Origin of the sequence: Pedobacter sp. MC2016-15 (assembly GCF_026239695.1) — a bacterium.
Taxonomy (GTDB): Bacteria; Bacteroidota; Bacteroidia; order Sphingobacteriales; family Sphingobacteriaceae; genus Pedobacter.
Map to the genome: position 1 here is coordinate 713,355 of NZ_JAPIVS010000003.1, position 21,960 is coordinate 735,314.

Annotated in this window: 19 protein-coding genes; 14 read left to right on the forward strand and 5 right to left on the reverse strand. The window is 44.2% G+C overall.

Features of this window, described 5'->3' with window-relative positions; all coding sequences use genetic code 11:
* Nucleotides 1–18 precede the first annotated feature (18 nt).
* The 6 genes from OQY15_RS12020 to cysM all read left to right on the forward strand — a co-directional run bounded on the left by OQY15_RS12020 (nt 19) and on the right by cysM (nt 6,299).
* Nucleotides 19–1,050: a GntR family transcriptional regulator gene (locus OQY15_RS12020; protein ID WP_265791993.1), complete on the forward strand. Its 1,032-nt coding sequence runs from the start codon at nt 19–21 to the stop codon at nt 1,048–1,050.
* Between the two features lie 29 nt (nt 1,051–1,079).
* Entirely contained in the window at nt 1,080–2,987 is a 1,908-nt protein-coding gene (locus OQY15_RS12025) for an AAA domain-containing protein (RefSeq protein ID WP_265791995.1), read from the forward strand.
* Nucleotides 2,988–3,012: 25 nt separating this feature from the next.
* A complete protein-coding gene (locus OQY15_RS12030) occupies nt 3,013–3,651 on the forward strand; it encodes a hypothetical protein (protein ID WP_265791998.1) in 639 nt (212 codons plus the stop codon).
* Between the two features lie 111 nt (nt 3,652–3,762).
* The gene (locus tag OQY15_RS12035; protein ID WP_265792000.1) at nt 3,763–4,590 is read left to right on the forward strand and encodes a mechanosensitive ion channel domain-containing protein; all 828 of its coding nucleotides are present in this window, start codon (nt 3,763–3,765) and stop codon (nt 4,588–4,590) included.
* A gap of 18 nt (nt 4,591–4,608) precedes the next feature.
* Nucleotides 4,609–5,421 (forward strand): serine O-acetyltransferase EpsC, encoded by an 813-nt coding sequence (epsC, locus tag OQY15_RS12040; RefSeq protein ID WP_265792004.1) that lies wholly within the window; start codon nt 4,609–4,611, stop codon nt 5,419–5,421.
* 2 nt (nt 5,422–5,423) lie between these two features.
* Nucleotides 5,424–6,299, forward strand: coding sequence for a cysteine synthase CysM (gene cysM / locus OQY15_RS12045; protein ID WP_265792005.1), 876 nt, complete (start codon nt 5,424–5,426; stop codon nt 6,297–6,299).
* Between the two features lie 17 nt (nt 6,300–6,316).
* Here cysM and OQY15_RS12050 read toward each other — a convergent pair whose 3' ends face one another.
* On the reverse strand, nt 6,317–8,602 hold the full coding sequence (locus OQY15_RS12050; protein ID WP_265792006.1) for an NADP-dependent malic enzyme: 2,286 nt from the start codon (nt 8,600–8,602) through the stop codon (nt 6,317–6,319).
* A 208-nt stretch (nt 8,603–8,810) separates the two neighbouring features.
* On the opposite strand from OQY15_RS12050, the gene OQY15_RS12055 reads away from it, so the two are divergent.
* From OQY15_RS12055 to OQY15_RS12075, 5 genes are all read left to right on the forward strand, one after another.
* Nucleotides 8,811–9,827, forward strand: a complete 1,017-nt coding sequence (locus OQY15_RS12055; protein ID WP_265792007.1) for a fatty acid desaturase — start codon at nt 8,811–8,813, stop codon at nt 9,825–9,827.
* Between the two features lie 6 nt (nt 9,828–9,833).
* Nucleotides 9,834–10,295, forward strand: coding sequence for a DUF4268 domain-containing protein (locus tag OQY15_RS12060; RefSeq protein ID WP_265792008.1), 462 nt, complete (start codon nt 9,834–9,836; stop codon nt 10,293–10,295).
* Nucleotides 10,296–10,373: 78 nt separating this feature from the next.
* Nucleotides 10,374–11,252, forward strand: coding sequence for a PfkB family carbohydrate kinase (locus OQY15_RS12065; RefSeq protein WP_265792009.1), 879 nt, complete (start codon nt 10,374–10,376; stop codon nt 11,250–11,252).
* Nucleotides 11,253–11,639: 387 nt separating this feature from the next.
* Entirely contained in the window at nt 11,640–12,953 is a 1,314-nt protein-coding gene (locus tag OQY15_RS12070) for an alpha/beta fold hydrolase (protein WP_265792010.1), read from the forward strand.
* 109 nt (nt 12,954–13,062) lie between these two features.
* A complete protein-coding gene (locus tag OQY15_RS12075; RefSeq protein WP_265792011.1) occupies nt 13,063–13,728 on the forward strand; it encodes an HAD family phosphatase in 666 nt (221 codons plus the stop codon).
* A gap of 125 nt (nt 13,729–13,853) precedes the next feature.
* Here OQY15_RS12075 and OQY15_RS12080 read toward each other — a convergent pair whose 3' ends face one another.
* Nucleotides 13,854–14,099 (reverse strand): hypothetical protein, encoded by a 246-nt coding sequence (locus tag OQY15_RS12080; RefSeq protein ID WP_265792012.1) that lies wholly within the window; start codon nt 14,097–14,099, stop codon nt 13,854–13,856.
* A 110-nt stretch (nt 14,100–14,209) separates the two neighbouring features.
* Between OQY15_RS12080 and OQY15_RS12085 the strand changes: the two genes are divergently transcribed.
* The gene (locus OQY15_RS12085; protein ID WP_265792013.1) at nt 14,210–14,725 is read left to right on the forward strand and encodes a DUF892 family protein; all 516 of its coding nucleotides are present in this window, start codon (nt 14,210–14,212) and stop codon (nt 14,723–14,725) included.
* Between the two features lie 4 nt (nt 14,726–14,729).
* Here OQY15_RS12085 and OQY15_RS12090 read toward each other — a convergent pair whose 3' ends face one another.
* The gene (locus tag OQY15_RS12090) at nt 14,730–15,077 is read right to left on the reverse strand and encodes a hypothetical protein (RefSeq protein WP_265792014.1); all 348 of its coding nucleotides are present in this window, start codon (nt 15,075–15,077) and stop codon (nt 14,730–14,732) included.
* Nucleotides 15,078–15,474: 397 nt separating this feature from the next.
* Between OQY15_RS12090 and OQY15_RS12095 the strand changes: the two genes are divergently transcribed.
* A complete protein-coding gene (locus OQY15_RS12095) occupies nt 15,475–16,449 on the forward strand; it encodes a sulfite exporter TauE/SafE family protein (RefSeq protein WP_265792015.1) in 975 nt (324 codons plus the stop codon).
* 71 nt (nt 16,450–16,520) lie between these two features.
* Here OQY15_RS12095 and OQY15_RS12100 read toward each other — a convergent pair whose 3' ends face one another.
* Both OQY15_RS12100 and OQY15_RS12105 read right to left on the reverse strand, forming a co-directional pair.
* A complete protein-coding gene (locus OQY15_RS12100) occupies nt 16,521–18,437 on the reverse strand; it encodes an AAA family ATPase (protein WP_265792016.1) in 1,917 nt (638 codons plus the stop codon).
* 27 nt (nt 18,438–18,464) lie between these two features.
* Nucleotides 18,465–20,948, reverse strand: a complete 2,484-nt coding sequence (locus tag OQY15_RS12105; protein WP_265792017.1) for a TonB-dependent receptor — start codon at nt 20,946–20,948, stop codon at nt 18,465–18,467.
* 180 nt (nt 20,949–21,128) lie between these two features.
* On the opposite strand from OQY15_RS12105, the gene OQY15_RS12110 reads away from it, so the two are divergent.
* Complete coding sequence (locus OQY15_RS12110; protein ID WP_265792018.1) at nt 21,129–21,959, forward strand: sulfurtransferase; 831 nt, start codon at nt 21,129–21,131, stop codon at nt 21,957–21,959.
* Nucleotide 21,960 lies beyond the last annotated feature (1 nt).

Here is a 21,960-nt window from a genome sequence, read left to right on the forward strand (position 1 = left end):
CAATTATAACACCAGCAGATGAAACTAAATGATTTTTTCAACTATATACAAGTTGACGGGTACTCTGCCATCCCTAAATATTTACAAATAACCAAGTCTGTTTTAACCGCTATTGAACTGGGCAAGTTAAAGAAAAATGACACCCTGCCCTCCATCAATGAGGTGAGTTATGAACTTGAAATCTCGCGTGACACCGCAGAAAAGGGCTATAAACACCTTAAAAATCTGGGCATACTAGGATCTATTCCAGGTAAAGGTTATTATGTACTGAATGAGGACTACCATCAGAAGCTGAAAATTTGCCTGATGTTCAACAAGCTCAGCAACCACAAGAAGATCATTTACGATGCTTTTGTAGATGCCATTGGCGAGCATGTAGCTATCGATTTTTATATCTATAACAACGATTTTTCCTTGTTTAAGGAGCTACTGACTACCAAAAATGAGCAATATTCCCATTATGTGATCATCCCTCATTTCATTGAAGCCAGTGTGGATGAGTATGAAATCTTAAATACCATCCCCAAAAGCAAGCTGATCCTGATGGACAAAATGATTCCCGGAATTGAAGGGGAATTTGGCTCAGCTTATGAGAATTTTGAAAAAGATATCTTCCAGGCACTGGAAAAAGCGCTTGATCCCCTGCATAAGTACCATACACTCAAGTTGATTTTTCCTGAACAAACGTATTTTCCTGAAGAAATCAAAAAAGGTTTCAGTAAATTCTGTGATCAGTATGGCTTTATACAAAAAGTTGTGAATGATGTGGCTCATGAACCGATCAGTGAAGGAGAGGTGTTTATCAACCTGATGGAAGATGACCTGGTAACGCTGATAGAAAGAATCAAGATGCTCAATTTTAAAATTGGTAAACAGGTAGGGCTGATCTCCTATAATGAAACCCCCTGGAAAAAGATTATCCTAAATGGGATTACTACAATTTCTACTGATTTTCAGAAGATGGGACGTATCGCTGCAGACCTGATTCTCAGAAATTCCAGGGAACAGGTGGAGGTGCCGTTTTATTTAACGCTTCGAGACTCACTCTGATCTTGCGCTAAAGCGCTACCTTTGCAGAAATGGAATATTTCAAACAGCTTCTGGATCTGCTGAAAACAGAGAAAGAAGAAGACCAGAACGCCTACCTGAAACTTACTGAATCCGCAACCGTTGCAGAACGCCGGGCAAATGGATTAACCTGGTACCCGATCGCTATACGGGGCTCCGAAATGAGCAGGGGAGATTATCTTACGGTAGAACTGGAACGCACCACGCATCAGGATATCAATCATCAGCTTCGCTTTGGTGCCGCTGCGGTGCTGTTTTCCAATCATGATCCCAAAACTGACCGTGTGGAGGGGGTGATTTCACACTCCGCTGGAAATAAACTGAAGATTACCCTTCGCACAGATGAACTGCCCGACTGGGCGCGCGACGGCAAACTGGGAGTGGATGTGCTGTTTGACAACAATAGTTATGATGAAATGCAGCAGGCACTTAAAACTGCCGCGGCGCGTGTGGAGCATAAAGAAGATGGGCAGCTCCCGAGGATCCTGACCGGACTTGCTTCGCCCACGTTCCATCCCGATACCTTTACCTATGCGATACCGGCACTCAATACCAGACAACAGCAGGCCGTTGATCAGATCCTTTCTGCCAATGAGCTTGCCATCGTTCATGGCCCTCCCGGTACCGGTAAGACTACCACCCTTGTGCAGGCAATTAAGGCGCTGATCAAGAGAGACCATCAGCAGATTCTGGTGGTTGCCCCAAGTAATACGGCAGTGGACCTGCTCAGTGAGAAACTGGCTGATGAGGGACTGAATGTGCTGAGGGTAGGAAATCCTGCACGTGTATCTGAGCGCTTAACAGCGCTGACACTGGATAATAAAATGGCTGAACACCACAGCATGAAGGAGCTTAAAAACCTGAAGAAGCAGGCCAACGAGTATAAAAAGATGGCCCATAAGTACAAACGTGATTTTGGACGAGCCGAACAGGAACAGCGAAAAGCTTTGTTCAATGAAGCCTACAAAATCATGAAGGAAGTGGGTAATACCGAAGAATATATCATTGATGACCTGGTCGACAAGGCGCAGGTGATCACCGCCACGCTGGTGGGCTCCAATCATCATACAGTGAGGGGGCGTCAGTTTCACACTGTGGTGATCGACGAGGCGGGGCAGGCGCTTGAACCCGCCTGCTGGATACCCTTGCTCAAAGCAAAAAAGGTCATATTTGCCGGAGACCATTGCCAGCTTCCGCCCACCATCAAATCAACTGTTGCAGCGCGTAATGGGCTGAGCACTACCTTGCTCGAAAAATGTGTGGCTGCACATCCGGAAGCTGTAACACTGCTGGAGGAGCAATACCGCATGAATGAACAGATCATGGGCTATTCTTCACAGGTATTCTATGAAGGAAAACTGATTGCGCACCCTTCCGTAGCGACCCGGGTTATATTTGAGGGCGAGGCACCTCTTGCTTTTATTGATACTGCCGGCTGTGGCTTTGACGAAAAGAGCGAGGGTACGAGCACAACTAATCCTGAAGAAGCCGTATTTCTGATCCGGCACCTTACACTGCTGGTAGAGCAGATCGCAAAAAGTGATTCATATTCCGATTTTCCATCGGTAGCGATCATCTCACCCTATAAACAACAGGTGTACATACTCAAAGATTTACTCCTTAACTCATCAGAATTACAATTGTATGCCGATAAAATAAGTGTAAATACGATCGATAGTTTTCAGGGCCAGGAGCGCGATATCGTATACATCAGTCTGACGCGAAGCAATACCGAAGGAACGATAGGTTTCCTCGCAGACATCAGGAGGATGAATGTAGCGATGACCCGTGCCAGGAAGAAACTCGTGGTAATCGGGGACAGTGCAACCCTGTCGCGATCAGCCTTCTACTCAGATTTTATCAGCTATGCTGAAAAACATGAGTCCTGGAGCAGCGCATGGGAGTATATTGAATCTTAAAAGTAAGTTTAGTATATTAGTAGTAATGGTTTCGAACAAAAGTTACATCGACAATCTGGTCAGGGTGCTTGCGGCAAACCCTGCTATAGAAAAAGCTTACTTTGGTCTGCTCTATAATGAACAACAGGAAAAGGACGATCTGTATCTGGCTATTGAACACCAGGGCATGGCAGAAGAAATACAGACCATGACCGATATCGTGAGGCAGACCTTTCTTCCGAACAGGGAGATTTTTTTTACCTCTACGGCTGTTCAACCGGAGTTTTTCGAATTTATAGAAAGCAGCAACTTTCCCTTTTATATCAAAAACCGATCGCTGCCACTAAATATGGCGATCATGAACCAGTGGTTTGATCCCGAAGCATACCGGAGCCATCTGTTGTTCCAGGTGAGAACCGCAAAGGTGACCTCTTTGTTCAAAGATTTTGATCCCATGAGTAATGTGCTGAATTTCCAAACCTTTGTGAGGAATGGCAGGGAGTTTATTCCTTTGTTTTCGGAAAGGGAGATGATTTTCAAGAGCGGCATGACAGAGGTGCCCTCTGATCTGACGGTACTGGAGTTCGACTGGGCAAGGATTGATGAATCGGCAGTCAGAAAGGACAGACTGTTCTTTTATGTACTCAACCCCGGGACATCCTTTGAAGTTGAATTCAATGCCTGAGCTGTATTCCTTGACAAAGGGATTACACCATTCATTTTGAACAAAAAAATAGATCTGTATCTTTAAAAAATCTTAACAGCCCCTTTTAAAGGCCAATTTCGACTCATAAAGATGAATAAGTTTCAAGTATACGCAGATCAGTTTATTGCCAGGCTCATTGATCAGCTGCCTAATTTTTTCCTGGCTCTTTTTATCCTCCTTGCCGGGATTTGGTTTATTAAACGCTTTATCCGCTTTTTGCACAGGCGCTTTCATAGAAACAGCATCGATGTTTCATTAAGTGAGTTCCTGATCAGTATCATCAATGTGGTACTTTATGTATTGCTGATCATTTCCTGTGCTTCGATGATCGGTATCCAGACCAGTTCCTTTGTAGCCGTGCTGGGAGCTGCGGGGCTGGCTGTGGGCCTTGCCTTACAGGGAAGCCTTTCCAATTTTGCCGGTGGCGTGCTCATCCTGCTGTTTAAACCGTTCAGGGTAGGCCATTTTATCACATCCAACAACAATGTTTCCGGAACGGTGCTGAAAATAGATATTTTATATACAACCCTGAAAGCTGGAAACGGCACGACGATCTACGCCCCAAACGGTCCTCTGGCAAATGCGGTCATCAACAATGTATCAGACAACCAGACACGTCAGGCAGAATACCGGTTAAATGTTGCATATGATACCAATATAGACGATGCCCGTCAAGCAATTCTTGCTATATTAGCTCATGATAAACTGATACTCGAAGAGCCTAAACCGGCTGTGCTGGTAGGCGCCCTCAATGAAAAGGGGGTAGAGCTGATCATCAGAGCATGGATCGAAAATGCTAACTTTTGGCCGGTTTATCACGCAAACTACCAAAAGCTGGTAGAAACAGTGAGCACTAATCATATTAATTTGCCTGCTACCACGGCCCAGATTACCCTGGTTAACCAGCCAGCACAATAAGGTATTTACCCCAACACAATGAACGAAGAATTTTACCGCCATATCTATACAAAACAAAACCAGCTGGAGCTGATTCCTTCAAATAAAGTAATATCCGACTGGGCGGTGAACCTGTTGAATTTAGTTTACCCGGAGCGGCTCGCCGCAAGGGAATATAGCCTGACGCAGATCGAAGAACTGTTCGGCGTCTCACAGCAGGAGCTGCTGGGTATTCTGCATACCACAAAGGCCTGCAGCAACTGTAGTATTGAGAAGGTTGCCGCAACGTTCTACAAGGACCTTCCTGAGTTATACCGGAAGATGAATACCGACATCAGGGCCACACTTGAGGGCGATCCTGCGGCGCAGAGTGAGTTTGAGATCATCAGGAGTTATCCCGGTTTTCTGGCGGTATCCTTTTACAGGATTGCCCACCATCTCCTTAAACTGGGCATTCCCCTTATTCCAAGGATACTTACAGAATATGCCCATTCCGTAACCGGAATTGACATCCATCCCGGGGCAGTCATCGGCGAGTATCTGTTTATCGATCATGGCACCGGGATCGTGATCGGTGAAACAACCGTGATTGGTGATCATGTGAAACTCTACCAGGGAGTTACCCTGGGTGCGCTCAGTGTGGATAAATTTATGGCCAATACCAAAAGACACCCCACGATCGGTAATCATGTGATCATTTATTCCGGGGCTACGATTCTCGGGGGCGATACCTTTATCGGTGAAAACAGTATCATCGGCGGTAACGTATGGCTGACTAAAAGTGTGCTGCCCGACTCAACTGTTTATCATCAGTCGGCCATGAAAGTAATAGAAACAAAAAACAAGAATTAGACATGGGAAACATTATAGACTGCATCGGCAATACCCCATTGGTGGAAATACAGAAGTTAAATCCCAATCCTGCGGTAAAGATCTTTGCCAAGCTGGAAGGGAATAACCCTGGCGGAAGTGTCAAAGACAGAGCGGCATTGAATATGATCCGCAGTGCAATGGAACGTGGAGAAATCACCAAAGGTTCAAAACTGATTGAAGCCACCAGCGGCAACACTGGAATCGCATTAGCGATGATTGCCGGTATTTATGGATTGGACATCGAGCTGGTGATGCCCTCAAATTCTACCAGGGAACGTACATTAACCATGGAGGCCTATGGCGCAAAAGTAACTTTGCTGGAGTCTATAGAAGTATGCCGTGATTATGCTGAAGAAAAAGGTGCACAGCCAGGATATTTCCTGCTGGATCAGTTTGCCAATAAAGATAATTACCTCGCTCACTATAAAACTACAGGTCCGGAAATCTGGAGAGATACTGATCAGCAGATCACACATTTCGTCAGCTCTATGGGTACTACCGGAAGCATCATGGGAAATTCCATGTTCCTGAAAGAACAAAACCCGGAGATCCAGATTATAGGGTGCCAGCCAACTGAAGAATCGTCTATTCCTGGTATCAGAAGATGGCCTGAAGCTTATCTGCCAAAGATTTTTGATGCAAGAAGGGTAGATCGCACGATGGATGTATCTCAGGAGGAGGCATCACGTTTTGCCCGCGAGATGGCCAGAACTGAAGGTATATTTGCCGGTATGAGCAGCGGCGGAGCATTGGCATGTTCCCTGAAACTTGCTGCAGAACTTTCCTCGGGACTGATCGTCTTTATCGCATGCGACAGAGGAGACAGGTATTTAAGCAGCGACCTCTTTATCGGATAGAGGCCGCTGCAAAATTTCTATTTTTTCTTTGGAGCACTGTAAAGCTGGGCATCAACCACAGCAATAGTCACCATATTTACAATCTCACGCACAGAACTGTCCATCTGCAAAACGTGTACAGGTTTATCCAAACCGATCAGGATTGGTCCAACAGCTTCCACATTTCCCAGTTCCTGCAGTAACTTGTAGGCGATGTTTCCAGATTCCAGATTAGGGAAGATCAACGTGTTTGCCGGACTACCTTTCAGGGTAGAGAACTCATAGTTGCCCTGTAACAGCTCACTGTTCATGGCAAAGTTAGCCTGCATCTCGCCGTCAACAATCATCGTAGGATATTTTTCTTTCAGCAATGCTGTAGCAGTCCTTGTTTTCTCCGGAACAGTTCCGTTATTGGAACCGAAGTTAGAGTAAGATAACAGCGCTACCCTTGGTGTTACGTTGAAACCTTTTACCGTTTCATGGATCATCGCAGTAATATCCACCATGTCCTGCGCTGTAGGATCAGGGTTTACCGTAGTATCTCCCAAAAATACAGGACCTTTTTTAGTCAGCATCAGGTACATACCAGCGATCTTTTTCACACCTGGTTTGGTACCGATTACCTGCAGGGCAGGTTTTAGGGTCGACTTATAATTCTTGGTCAATCCAGAGATCAGCGCATCTGCCGCACCAAACTGAATCATGCTCGCTCCATAATAGTTACGGTCGCGTACCAGCTTTCTGGCTTCGTATAAAGTAATACCGCGTCTCTGACGTCTCTGGTACAGATGTTCTGCAAATTTCTCAGAATCTTCAGTTCCCTGCCATGGATCAATAATTTCTATATCTCCCAATTCAATACCATGTTCAATGATAATCTGCTGGATGCGTGTTACACTTCCCAGCAGGATTGGTGTAGCGATACCTTCATCCTTCACAATCTGGGCAGCTTTTAAGATCTTGTAGTTATCCGCTTCCGCAAACACAATACGCTTAGGGGCAGATTTGGCTTTGTTGGCCAGGTTTCTCAGGATCTTATCATCAGCACCCAGTCTCAGACGCAGCTCTTCCTCATAGGCAGCCCAGTCTGTAATCGTTTTACGTGCTACGCCAGAGTCGATTGCAGCCTTTGCCACAGCCGAAGAAACGATGCTGATCAGCCTGGAGTCGATCGGTTTTGGAATGATATAATCTTTACCGAATTTCAGGTTTTTAGCTTTATAAGCCAGGTTTACAATTTCCGGAACAGGGAGTTTTGTAAGTTGAGCAATAGCTTTTACTGCTGCAATCTTCATCTCTTCGTTGATGGATGTTGCCCTTACGTCGAGCGCACCACGGAAGATGTAAGGGAAGCCCAGTACATTGTTCACCTGGTTAGGGAAGTCAGAACGCCCTGTAGCCATGATGATGTCCTTACGGCAGTTGATCGCCACGTCGTACGCGATTTCCGGATCAGGATTTGCCAGCGCAAATACGATTGGGTTTCTGGCCATCGACTGAACCATCTCTGCAGACACTACATTTGCTGCAGAAAGTCCCAGGAATACGTCTGCACCTTTCATGGCCTGCGCCATGGTGGTGATATCTTTCCTTGAGGTCGCGAAATCCATACGGATAGGGTCAAGGTCGGTACGGTCAATATTTACAATGCCGTCTTTATCAAAGACCAGCATGTTTTCTTTTTTAACCCCTAATTTCAGGTATAATTTGATGCATGATACGGCAGCAGCGCCGGCACCGCTGACAACCAGTTTAATTTTCTCCAGCTTTTTACCCTGCAGTTCACAGGCATTCATCAGCGCTGCACTGGTGATAATCGCCGTTCCATGCTGATCGTCATGCATTACAGGGATATTCATCTCCTCCTTCAGGCGTCTTTCGATCTCAAAGCACATCGGCGCCGCAATATCTTCAAGGTTGACCCCACCGAATGTAGGTTCCAATGCTTTTACTACCGTGATAAACTCGTCAACACTGGCAGCATTTACTTCCAGGTCGAACACATCAATGTCTGCAAATATTTTGAACAGCAGTCCTTTACCTTCCATTACCGGCTTGCTCGCTGCAGGACCGATATTTCCTAAACCAAGAACCGCTGTACCGTTACTGATGACGGCAACCAGATTTCCTTTAGCTGTATACTTATATACATCTTCAGGATTTCTGTAGATCTCCATACATGGTTCTGCAACTCCGGGCGAATAGGCTAGTGCTAAATCTCGTTGTGAATTGGTAGGTTTGGATGGCACCACCTCTATTTTACCTGGTCTGCCATTCGAGTGATAATCTAATGCGTCCCGCTTACGGTTTGTTGTATTACTCATCTTGTATATGCTTCGTGATTTTTTGCTGGAAGACCGCTGTCTTCAACAAATTCAAATAAAAGGACGAAAGTAGGTATATGTTTAAAATAATACTAGCATTCAGGGTTGAATTTCCGAAATAACATTATATGTATTCACATTTAATCCAAATAGTTGCTGAAATGCCAAAAATGTAACGTACTTTACAGACTTAAATAATTGCATTAATATGACATTCCTAAATGTGGTATTAGATCCTCCGGCATACGGTTGGGCAGATACCAATGGTAATCTCTCTAAACCTACTCCTAAACAGATCTTTACCGAGTTTTTTAGCAGACTGAATATCTTTAATAACAAGAAGAACTGGCTGCCCTTTTACAGCTGGTCTAAAGTACTGATATCAGTACCTTTTCTCATGCTTTTCATCTTTCAGTATTTTAGCTGGGGATTGCTTGCTGTAGCATTTGTTTACAGTATGATCATCATGGGTACACATGGAACAATCTGGCATCACAGATATTGTACCCATAACGCTTATACATTCAGAAATAAGTTCTGGCGCTTTTTTACGCAGAACCTGACGATATCCATGATCCCTGAAGAGATTTATGTGGTTTCTCATCACGTACACCACGAGAAATCTGACATGCCGGGAGATCCATATAATGCTTCGGGAGGATTTTTGTACTGCTTTCTCGCAGATGTAAATCACCAGCCGATTGCAAAGGACCTCTCTGAAGCCGACTATCAGCGTGCGGTGAAACTCATGGTCAATACGGGGATTACGCCAAACACCTATACTCAGTATCAGAAATGGGGATCTATCGCCAACCCTTACAGAACTGTGCTTTCATGGATGCTCAACTGGGGCTTCTGGGCAGCTGTATTCTTTTTGATTGGTGGTTTCCCAATGGTATGTGCGGTATTTGGGGCTGCAGGTGTCTGGGCAGTAGGCGTGAGGACCTTTAACTATGAGGGTCACGGAAAAGGAAAAGACATGCGCAGGGACAATTGTGATTTCAACCGTGAGGATATGTCTATCAATCAGCTGTGGCCTGGTTATGTGGCCGGAGAGTGGCACAATAACCACCATTTGTATCCTGTAAGTGCAAGAACGGGTTTTCTGCCGCATCAGTTTGACCTGGCCTGGTGTTATATCCGCCTGATGTATACCCTGGGTCCGGTAACCAGCTTCAAAGATTCCAAAGTAGAGTTTCTTGAAAATCATTACCATAAAAAGTAAGCAGTTATGTATTCTAAGGAACAGGCTTCTAAGTTAAAAGAGGCATTCTGGACCACATTTGGACAATATATCGCTCCTCATCCCTCCGCTGAGGGTTTAAAAGTCAACTGGATAAATTACAAGACCGGCATCAGACACCTGCATTTCAAAATGCAGGCTGATCACCGTTCTGCCAGTATTGCTATTGAGCTGTCACATCCCGATCCGGGTATGCAGGAATTGATCTTCGAACAGTTTAGCGCCTTCAGAAAATTACTGAGTTCCTACCTGAATGAAGACTGGGATTGGCAATTGCATCTAACAGATGAAAATTATAAGACAGTCAGCCGTATCAGTAAGACACTGGAAGGTGTCAGTATTTTCAAAGAAGAAGACTGGGCGGCCCTGATTTCCTTTTTCAAACCCAGAATCATAGCGCTCGACGAATTCTGGTCTGATGCCAGTCATAGTTTCGACCTGTTCAGATAAAACTTGTGATAAAGCAGGTATTATCTACCTTTGCAAATCAGCTCTCATATTCAGCTGTTAAACTATAAATAAGGATAGATGTACGATATTTGTTGCATAGGGCATATTACATTAGACAGGATAGTAACCAGCACGGCTGAAAAACACATGGCCGGGGGCACTTCGTTTTACTTTTCAAACGCCTTGCGCCAGATGGATGTAGCATACGGACTGGTAACGGCGATTGCAGAAACTGAGATGCCTTTTGTCGACGATCTGCGTAACATGGGCACTGAGGTGATTGTATTCCCGAGTGCTAAAACCGTTTATTTTGAGAACATCTACTCTGCAAACCTGGATCACCGTACACAACGTGTATTACAGGAATCAGACCCCTTTTCTGTAGAACAGCTGCGTGATATCCAGGCAAAAATCTTCCATTTGGGGCCACTGCTCGCGAATGATATTCCCGTAGAACTGATCAAAGATCTTTCAGAGCGGGGCAAAGTCTCGCTGGATGTTCAGGGTTATCTGCGTGAGGTGAGCGGCCAGCGTGTATGTGCTGTGGACTGGTTTGAGAAAAAAGAGGCCCTTAAATATGTACATACTGTTAAAGCTGATGACGCAGAGCTGGAAATCCTGACCGGCATCAAAGGCATTGAAGAGGGCGCCAGGGAACTGGCGAGCTGGGGGGTAAAGGAAGTTGTCGTTACGCTGGCAAGTCTGGGTTCAGTGATTTATGCCGATGGGAAATTTTATGATATCCCCGCTTATCAGCCCGCTGCAGAAATTGATGCTACAGGCTGTGGCGATACCTATATTGCAGGATACCTCTACCAACGCGTAAAAGGAGCAGGTATTCAGGAAGCCGGGGAGTTTGGTGCGGCAATGGCAAGTTTAAAAATAGAATCTTCTGGTCCTTTTGATGGAACTGCAGAAGATGTCAAAAAAAAATTATTAGTAGATAAAGAAAAATAAAACGCGATTTCAAGCATTCTGAGCGTGTTTTTCGACATTTCTGAACTTTTTATTCGTCATGGAAATGTTTTTTTGAAAAAAAATCTATAGTGTAGTTTGTACACTATTAAATAGTTTGTATATTTGTATCAACAACAAAAGAAAAACACTTCCGATAAGTTGCTAAAACATTTTAGTAACTAGGAATTTAAGAGAAAACCCGTTCATACAGGTTTATATTTGGTTAGAATAGGGATGAGTCTGGATGGATCAACCCTTTCTTTTTTTTATACCAATCCTAATTCTCTTCTCCGCTGCATATTTTTCGCAGAATCTCCTTACAACAATTTTATCTGAATGAATTAATATTAACTTTGGTCAAAGCTATATAATTTAGCAATGATCCATATGAAGAAAGTTACGCTACTATTTTTTTTGATGTTCCTTACTACAGCATCATTTTCGCAGGGGATGATCAGTCTCTTTGGCCGTGCAAATGATTTCTTTGACCTGTTGAGTCAGCAGAAATTCACAGAAGCCCAGGCATTTTTTGATACCAATATGCAAGCCAAGGTTCCTGCTACCGAATTGGAAAAACTATGGACAGAACTCAATAAGCGTTACGGCAAATTTGAATCTGCAGCAGCGGTACAGGGAAAAAATCAGGGTGAATACTTCAGCGTGATCATAGATGCTAAATTTGCCAATGATACGGAGTCCTTTATTATGGGCTTTGATAAAACGGAAAAGATTGTAGGCTTTTTCCTCAAACCAAAATCTACGGCAGCTACCTATCTTAATCCTGCATACGCAGATACTACCTTATACAGTTCCAAAGAAATATATGTGACCACTCCGGGGCATAGTCTCGTAGGGATGCTGACTACCCCAAAGAAGGCCACAAATTATCCCATTGTCGTTTTGGTACACGGTTCAGGTCCAAGCGACATGGACGAGACGGTTGGCCCTAATAAACCTTTTAAAGATCTTGCAGCAGGTTTGGCTGCCAAAGGGATAGCCAGTATCAGATACGTCAAACGCACCATGATTTACTCAGGAGAATTTGGGGGTGTATTTACCGTGAAGGAAGAGACCGTAGATGATGCAGTGGCAGCAGTAGCCCTTGCCTCAACCTTGCCGGGAATAGACAAAAAAGAGATTTACCTCTTTGGTCACAGTCTCGGCGGAATGCTTGCCCCGAAGATAGCTACCCTGGCTCCATCGCTGAAAGGACTGATCCTGGCAGCCGCTCCGGCCCGGAAATTTGCCGATCTGATGGCTGAGCAAAGTCAATACTTATATGATTTGTCAAAAGACACCTCTCAAATTGTCAAAAAACAACTTACAGATGCCTTGAAAGAAGTGGAAAAAAGCAGGATTACTCAGATAGGCAGCATGAAACCTGACTCATCAATCCTGGGTATTCCCGTGTCTTACTGGGTGGACCTGAATAACTACAATCAGGTAGAGACTGCGAAAAAATTAAATAAACGCATGCTGATTTTCCAGGGAGCACATGATTTTCAGGTGGGAACGGCCGATTTTGAAGCATGGAAAACTGCTCTGGGTAAAAAAAGTAATGTGACCCTGAAATTATACCCCGATCTGAATCATTTGCTCAGCTCACAACTTGAAAAGGGCTCCGTCCTACAGTATCAACAGGCCGCAAGTGTATCAGAAACCCTGATCAATGATATTGTTGCCTGGATTAAACAGAAATAGCAACCAGCCAAAGCTGCAGGATACAGCAGAACTGTATTGCTGAATCAGCCTGGTGTAAAATATACACGATGAATGAGGGGGAACCCTCATTTTTTTTTACTTTGTAGCGATGACAAAATTTAAAGCACTACTTTTCGATCTTGACGGTACTCTCGTAGACTCAGAACATTTTCATTTTAATACCTGGAACGAACTCCTTGCAGAATCTAATATTCAGCTGGAATATACCGACTTCCTGAAAAACTATGCCGGTATTCCATTGCCTGGAAATGCGGCAAGGCTGAAGGAACTTTACCACATTGAATCCCCACTGGAATTGCTCATCTCACGTAAGGAAAACTTAACGGTAGAGCGCTTGAGAACCAGTGTCATTAATCTGATGCCCTTTGTACAGGAAACCCTTGATTTCTTTAAGAGCAGGGGACTTCAGATGGTGCTGGTGACTGCAAGTAAAAGACCTGATGTAGATGAAATGTTCAAAAAGAACGGTCTTGATCAATACTTTGATTTCCTGGTCACCAGGAGCGATGTAACCAATAGCAAGCCTGATCCCGAATCATATAACCTGGCAGTAGAAAAACTTGGATTGCAGAAATCAGAATGCCTGGTTTTCGAAGATACCTTAAATGGACTCCGTGCCGCTAAAGCAGCCGGCCTCACTTGTTTCGCCGTACAAGCTAATACCGATGATCATAATAAACTCGCCGATGCGGATCATATATTCCTCGATTTTCAGGTGGTGAGAGAGTTTTTGGTGGAGAATGAGCTGATTTAACAGCTGAGTATTACAATGATAGATAAAAAGAAACGGGGATAAGCCTAAGACCTATCCCCGTCATCTAAATTAACGCTCTCCATATAAAGACGCTGATATCATCAGTTTATTATACGTCTGACAAATTATTTTTTTGCGTTTTCCAGATAAACGGTCAGAATGCTTTTCAAATACAATTCTGGTTTTGGCATATTGATCACTGTACCAGGCTCTTTGTCCTGTGATTGCTTGATATAATTCGCCTTGATCTTTCCCCAGTCTTTAGAATATAATTCTATAAATTTCTCTACAAACTGTTTATCGGTATAATCTGTCGGAAGCTTACTGAGTACAACTGCTATCTTCTCTTCTTTTTTATGTAATACTGCCATGATGGTTTTTTAATGTGATAAAGGTACGCTTATTTGTTAAGCTAAACTTTTATCCTGTCCATTTGTTTGTACGATGTTACGCATTGCATTGTTCATCAAATTCAAAATTTATGGCAGGTCAATTGAAAGAGGGGGGATTGTTTGAATTTTTTACAGCATGTTTACAGGATCTGTATAATGCGGAGAAAAAATTTGTAAAATGTGCGGCAGCGTTATCAATTGCGGCTTATACGGTTGAACTTCAAACCGCCCTGCTATCGCAGTCGCAGGAGTCTGAAAAACACATTGAGCGACTGGAGCAGGTGTTTAAACACCTTACACTTGTCCCCGGAGAGGGGAAATGCAAGATCATTGAGCTGCTGAGCGACAAATCAGCCGATATCGTTAAGACCGTAGAAACTGGTACTGCGCTGCGCGATACCGCCATCATCTACGCTGTGCAACTTATTGGCCATTACAAAATTGCCTGTTACGGAAGTTTGATCTCCCTGCTGGAAGAGATCGAAGAGGACAATGCCCAGGTATTGCTGGAAAGATGTCTGTCGGATGAAAAACATGCAGATACACAACTGACCCAGCTCGCCATTTTGGTGATTAATCCGGCAGCGAAGAGAGAATCTGTGTAGCCACTTATTTCTTTTGTTGTCGCATGCACTGGTGATACAGTTCGGCAACCTGGAAATATTTTTCTTTCCAGTTGTCTCTGTCAAGCTCCAGCTCGTCATAGCTCATGGAAGGCTCTGTGCGTTGTTTCCGGTGTGGATCCATCTCAGGGAAGGCCTCTGCAAAATCATAATTGAGTATCTTCCCATATTTAATGAGGATACCAAATGAAAGATCGGATTTTTTGATATGGTTATAAAATGTAGACCTGTCGAAGCCGGCCGCTTCCGTCAATACATTAATCTTGATCCCTTTTTTACGGACCAGCTCGTTCAGATATTCGCCTCTATGTTTCTTAAAATCCTCGTTTTTCACTATAAACAAGGTAAAAGTTTAATATTTGAAAATTTTCTACATTTTATTTTAATTTATCTACATTTATGTAGATATTTGTTGACGTTATGTAGAGCTTTACTCTCTATTGCACTGAATTACTCTACAGTATTTGGGGTGATTGATCAAATATTTTGTGATCAGAGAAGAATAGAATCAAAATATAGCTTCTTCAGATTGAATGATTAAGCTTTGATGTGGCTCGTAACAGAAATCTGGTAAATTTCAATTCTTACGAGATCTATCATGCAGCCGGACCCTACATTTGTAGGGTCGGTTGCTTTTATAGCGTACCTGTCCGTAGATGTTAAATGTACTACTAAATCAGTAGTCTTTGATTAATTATTTTATATTTGCTGACGAGATACATTCATATTAAATGCAGGAACAGGGAAGCACCACACCACACGAAGCCAGACACGAATCAAAACAACACACTGAAGGCAAACATCCCGTAAGGGGAGAAAAATATTGGCGCATCATAGCTGGCAGATGTTTATTCGCACTGGCTTTTATGATTATCGGTCATCTGATCGCTTCCTTTTATCCCATGACCAACCTGATCAATGCCTTCAAAGCCTTTGGAAATACCCTCGGTCTTGAATCTGCATTTGGCTGGATGTTGCTCGCCGGTTTCATCGCGCAACTGGTTGATGGCGCTCTGGGCATGGGTTACGGTGTGATTTCTACGACAGTACTGCTATCCACCGGTTTAAACCCCGCTGCCATCAGCGGAAGTATCCACACTGCCGAAATGTTTTCCAGCGGTGCTTCGGGATTCAGCCATTACCGCTTTGGCAATATCAATAAAAAACTTTTTAAAACCCTGCTGTTGCCGGGAGTGCTGGGCTCTGTATTGGGTGCAGTATTACTTTGTTATCTGGGAGAGGAATATGGCGACTGGCTCAGGCCAACATTGTCGGTTTATACGTTATTGCTGGGAGCGAGGATTTTACTCAATGCTTTTAAAAAGAAAAATGAATCCCGTAAGGTGAAACATGCCGGATGGCTGGCCGGTGCAGGCGGATTTCTGGACTCATTTGGTGGGGGAGGCTGGGGTCCATTGGTAACAAGTACCCTCATTGCCAAAGGCAAAACACCACGTTATATTATAGGTACTGTGAGTCTGACAGAATTTTTCGTTACCCTTGGCAGCGCGCTTACCTTTTTTATCATCCTCGGAACAAGCCATATTCAAACCATTGCAGGCCTCATCATTGGTGGTGTACTCGCTGCACCTATTGCCGCAAAAATGGCCGGGAAACTGAATACGAAAACTATCCTGATTGCTGTAGGTGTCCTTGTCATTATCTCCAGCGCCAGAACTATCCTCAAAACCACCGGGCTGCTGTAAGTTTTTCTCAAACATTTTTGTAATGTCTACTAAAATGTATTCCCTACGTTGCAGCTAAATGAAGTGTTCTATCAGAATAGCTGCAGGTTATTTGCTGCCTGCTGGCCGCCCCCTGTAGCTGCGGTCTTAACCATCAGCTTTGCTTTATGTATATTGATCCAGCTGGTGTAATTCTCCTGCTGGATCGGTGTTTTCAAAAGCTCCACGGAGAGTTGCAACAGGCTGATCCTGTTTTCTACAATTGTTCTGTACTTCTGAAATGAATGTTGTATTTGTTGTTCCGACTTTGTTTTTGGTTTGATCCTGATGTTTTTATTGACATGGTTCAGCACGGACAGGTTGATTTCCTTGATAAAATAACTTACTGCAGATTCAATCCTTGCCTGCAGGGCTGCCTGATCAGCAAAGCCATTTTCCTTGTGCAGGTTTTTCAGCTGGGTCTGAAACCGTTCAGATACTGACATCAGCTCTGTTACAGATTTTTTGAGCTGCGCCAGCAATGCCCTGAATTCAGGAAGATTCGTCTTTACGATTTCCGCATTGGAAAGCAGCGCTTCGAGGCCAACCAGCATCTGGTTAAAGGAGAACCGGTTTAGTACCAGCTGCAGGATAAACTTCTCCTGTTCAGTAACCATAATCCCATCCATATCTTCTTCCCTTGCCGGCTTCATATAGCCGATCACTTCGGGGTTAGACCTTAGGCTTTCCGTATTGATCTTAGATCTCAGGATCAGTCCGTTGAGTGTTCTCACGCGGCTCAATGCCACATATACCTGCCCGGCAACAAATGATTTGCCGGCATCAATGATCGCACTGTCAAATGTGAGTCCCTGACTTTTGTGAATCGTTACTGCCCAGGCCAGCTTTACCGGATACTGTGAAAACTCGCCCACCTGTTGCTGTACAATGGTCTGTTCATCATCAGTTTTATAGTCGAACGACTGCCATGAGGTTCTTTCCAGCAGCAGATCGTCCTCATCCGGAAAGGATACATAGATTTCAGTATCCCGGATAGATTTCACCTTTCCGATCTTGCCGTTATAAAACTTCCGCTCATCGCCCGTATCGTTTTTGATAAACATGATCTGTGCACCTTCCTTCAGCTTCAGGCTCTGTTCCGCCTGCAGACCGGCTTCACGAAACTCACCGCTGAGCTCGCCGTCAAAGGTATATTCTGTTCCCGGCAGTGCATCCAGTTTCTCCTTGTTGATGGCCGTCGCTTCCGCATTGTGCGAAGTAATAATGATGGGGTTTAATTCTTCCGAAGCCGCAAATGTGGGATTATACCTGTTGTTCAGTAAGGACAGGGTAGTATCATCGATCTGGTTATTTCTGATGGAGTTGAGGATATTGATAAACTCCGGTTCCGTCTGCCGGAACACGGTAGTGAGTTCAATCTGCAGCAAGGGATTTCTGCTGATGACATGGCTGTCGAAAAAGTAAGGGGAGAGGTATGCAGTCCTTAAAAAGGCCCAGTCTTCCCTTTTGATCACTGGTGGCAGCTGGTACAGATCGCCGATCAGCAGCAGCTGCACACCACCGAAGGGGGCATTGTTTTTTCTGACAAAACGCAATATGGAATCGATGACATCCATCAGGTCGCATCGTACCATCGATACCTCGTCGATCACCAGCAGCTCCAGCTCCAGAAACAGGTTCATCTTTTCCCGGTTATAGCTGGAATCTGAGACGAGCGACTGGATGGACATAAATCCTGCCTGCAGATTTTGCAGACTGATATCTCCGGGGAAAAATGAACCGCTGGGTAACTGGAAAAATGAATTGATGGTCGTACCTTTTGCGTTCATGGCCGCTACACCTGTTGGGGCAACGATTACCATCTTTTTGGAACTCGTTTCCTTAATCTTTTTTAAAAGCGTAGTTTTTCCTGTTCCTGCCTTTCCTGTAAGAAAAATATTCTGATTGGTGTAATCAATAAAAGAAAGTATTTTGTCAAAGATGGAATTGGCAGTCGTCATGGTACTCATACCGCAAAAATAAGGATTATTTAAGGATTAGAACACATATCCGATACTGGTCATGTAGTTTCTTGGTGTACCCGGAAACAATCTGTTGAAATCATAACCTCCGATCCAATGTGTTTTATCAAAGATATTATTGAAGTTAACCGCCATTTTGAATTTCTTTACAGAATAAGACAAGGCCGCATTCACCAAAGTATATCCCGGAAGCTGTAAGGCACTGTTCAGGGTATTTCTTTTGGTTACATAGTTGGAACCGATGGCGATGCCAAGACCTTTCAGCTCTCTGCTGCCAAATACATATTTAGCCCATACGTTACCCTGCGAACGGGGAGCATTCGGCATCAGCGTACCCACCTCTTCAGCTACATCACTTTCTGTAATGATAGCTTTATTGTACGAGAAGTTTGCCAGAATGCTCAGATTCGCATTTACAGAACCATAAATATCCGTTTCTATACCCGTAGAACGTTGTTCACCCACCTGACGTAACAAATCAGGATTAGCATCATCATTCGCGTTGATCAGGATGTTTTTCTCTTCAATACGGTAAGCAGCAATATTAATTGCCAACCGCTTTTCAAACAATTCCATCTTCACACCACCTTCGATCATTTTTCCCATCAGCGGATCAAAAGGACCTCCAAAAACTGCAGCATTACCTACAGTAGCAGCTCCCTGTGGCTGATAACTCTCCGTATATGTTCCGTAGATGCTTAAGGGCGCTATTGGTGTAAACACTAAACCAACCCGCGGCAAGAGGGCCGACTGATCTACCTTCTGCTCGTCTGCTTCTCCGGCTTTGATCAGATCCACATAATACTCTTTGCGGAGAGCCAGCAACAGCTGGAATTTGTTCCATTTAACCTGATCCTGGATATAAACGCCATTTACATAATATTTGCTGGGCGTATTTTCATTGATGGTTGCAGAGGTAAAGTAATCACTCATCAGCGCAAAGGAGTAATCGGGGTTGGTGAGGTCAAAATGAGGCACGTTTGGCACTGGTCTGTTGTTAACGATCAGGTATCTGCTGCTGTTTGCCGGATTGTAACTGTTGATGGTGCCCGTATTGGCAGCATTACGATATCCCCTGGCACTGATCGAAGAATTGTTGTCCTTTGGAAAAGCACTTTGTATATAATCGTAACCAAATAAAACTTTGTGTGTCAGCGGACCAGTTTTCAGATCGTAAGTTCCATAAAGCGTCAGGTTATCCGTATTATTGGTGGTGAACCTCCTGGAGGCACGCATTTCCATCAGTGTGGGGATCGGCAATCCGGCTGCATCTACAGCATAATTATTGGATGTCCTGTGTTCCATCAGATCTTCTTTCCAGAAAAATTTCATGTACGAGGCATTGATACTCAACTTATCAGATATCTTCCGCTGAATGGAGATCGTTGAAAACAAGTTTGTCTGTTTCAGGAAATCATTGTCTTTACCAATGGCAAAAGAAATCGGTGTACTGTAAAGTAACTCCGCACCGGCACCGGCAGTGGCACCAAAAATTGGCTGTCCACGGTCCAGGCGACCATTAGTTCTGGAATAGACCATCTCAAAATTCACTTTGGTTTTATCATCTGGTATAAATGAAAAAGAAGGGGCAATCACAATATCCTCGCTGCCCTGCAAAACACGGAAGGAGCCTGCATTCTGATAGGCCAGGTTTAAGCGGTACAGGAAGGTCTTTGCGCTGTCGATCGGACCAGTAAAGTCAGTCGCGATTCTGGTGGTGTTATAACTACCGGTAGAGAGCATGACCGACTTCCGGTCTTCGTTCAGCGGCTTTTTTGTGATGATATTTACAGTACCACCCGGATCCGTATTGGCAAACATGGCAGATGCCGGACCTTTGATGACCTCCATTTTTTCTACGTAGGGAAGGAGGGATGAGCTCCAGCCATTAGAAATAGTTCTCAGGCCATTGATCAGTGAGTTGGATGCACGGAAGCCCCTGATCACAATATCATTGTCATAAGTAGAAAATGCATTTACCCCACTCATGTTTTTTATCAGGTCGATCGTACGGAAGGCCTGCTGGTCTTCTATCACTTCTTTGGTGACATAACTGATAGCCTGTGGGATATCGCGCAAAGCGGTTTCCGTTTTTGATCCCGAGAAAGAACCGCTGGCCTTGTAGGACCTTTCTTTCCGGCCGGTGATCTCCACATTTTGAAGCTGCCCACTGTCTTCTGCCAGCGCTGCATTAAAGTGATGCAGGCTTTCTGTTGTCAGATCTGCTTTCTTGAGCTGTATTTTATAGCCAATGAAGCTAAACCTCAGGGTATATTTCCCAGGCTTCAATTGCAATTGGTAATGTCCCTGCGCATCCGTAGAGGTGCTGGTTTTCAGTTCTTCCACTCTGACTGATACATTCGGGACCGGTTTCCCTTTTTCATCTTCAACCCTGCCTTCAATGACAAGGTCTGTTGTCGTTTGTGCCTGTGCGTTATCACTCAGCATTCCAAGGGATATCCCTGCAATGGTGAGGAGCTTAAGTAAAGTTGTTCTCATCTCTCTATTTTTAATAAGTCTAAATTGCGACGCAATACTAATTAAAAATAGCTGGACTTACAAGAGAATGTATGTTGTAACTTTTACTATGAGTAGAAATAATAATCTCCATTAAATATTAAATTTGTTTGGATAACGTTATTGTTATATTGGACATCACCACGGCTTTAAATTATTGATATGAAATACACCACATTTATAACTGCAGCGGAAGCGTATAAAAATCTGGATAATCCTGACTTTCTCTTTATTGATTGCTCGTATGCGCTGGCAGACGGCAGATGGGGCAGGGGAGAATATGAAAAAGGACATATTCCAAATGCACTGTATGCAGATTTACATGATGATTTATCCGGCGCTATCGTTGCCGGCAAAACCAGTCGTCACCCTCTTCCAACAAAGGCAGAGCTGATTGCTACGTTTTCCCGTTTTGGCATTACGGAACAGACGCAGGTAGTGGTTTATGATATGCAGTCGGGAGCCATGGCTGCAGCCCGGTTGTGGTGGCTGTTGCAATGGGCAGGCCATGCAAATGTTGCCGTGCTCTCCGGTGGAAAGACGAACTGGGAAAAAGCTGGTTTTCCGCTTAGTCAGCAACAGACGCAACACAACGAAAGCGCTTTTAAAGCCGATTTTAAGGATGAGCTTTTGGTTCAGGCCGGGGATGTAATGGAAGAAATTTCAACTACAGGCAGCTGCATTATTGATTCCCGTACCAATGACAGGTACCAGGGACAGAATGAAACGATTGATCCCATTGCCGGGCATATTCCAAAGGCAGTGTCAATGCCCTTCAATACGCTGCTCAACCCTGAGGGAATGGTAGAGGACAGCGCACAGATTGGGACTTATTTTGAATCTGTACCGGATCATGCCGTGTTTTATTGCGGCTCCGGAGTAACTGCAGCGTTTAACATCCTGTTGTTTGTACATGCGCGCAGGACATTCCCCAAATTATATGCAGGCTCATGGAGTGAATGGATCACAGATCAAAGCAGGCCGGTGGAATAAT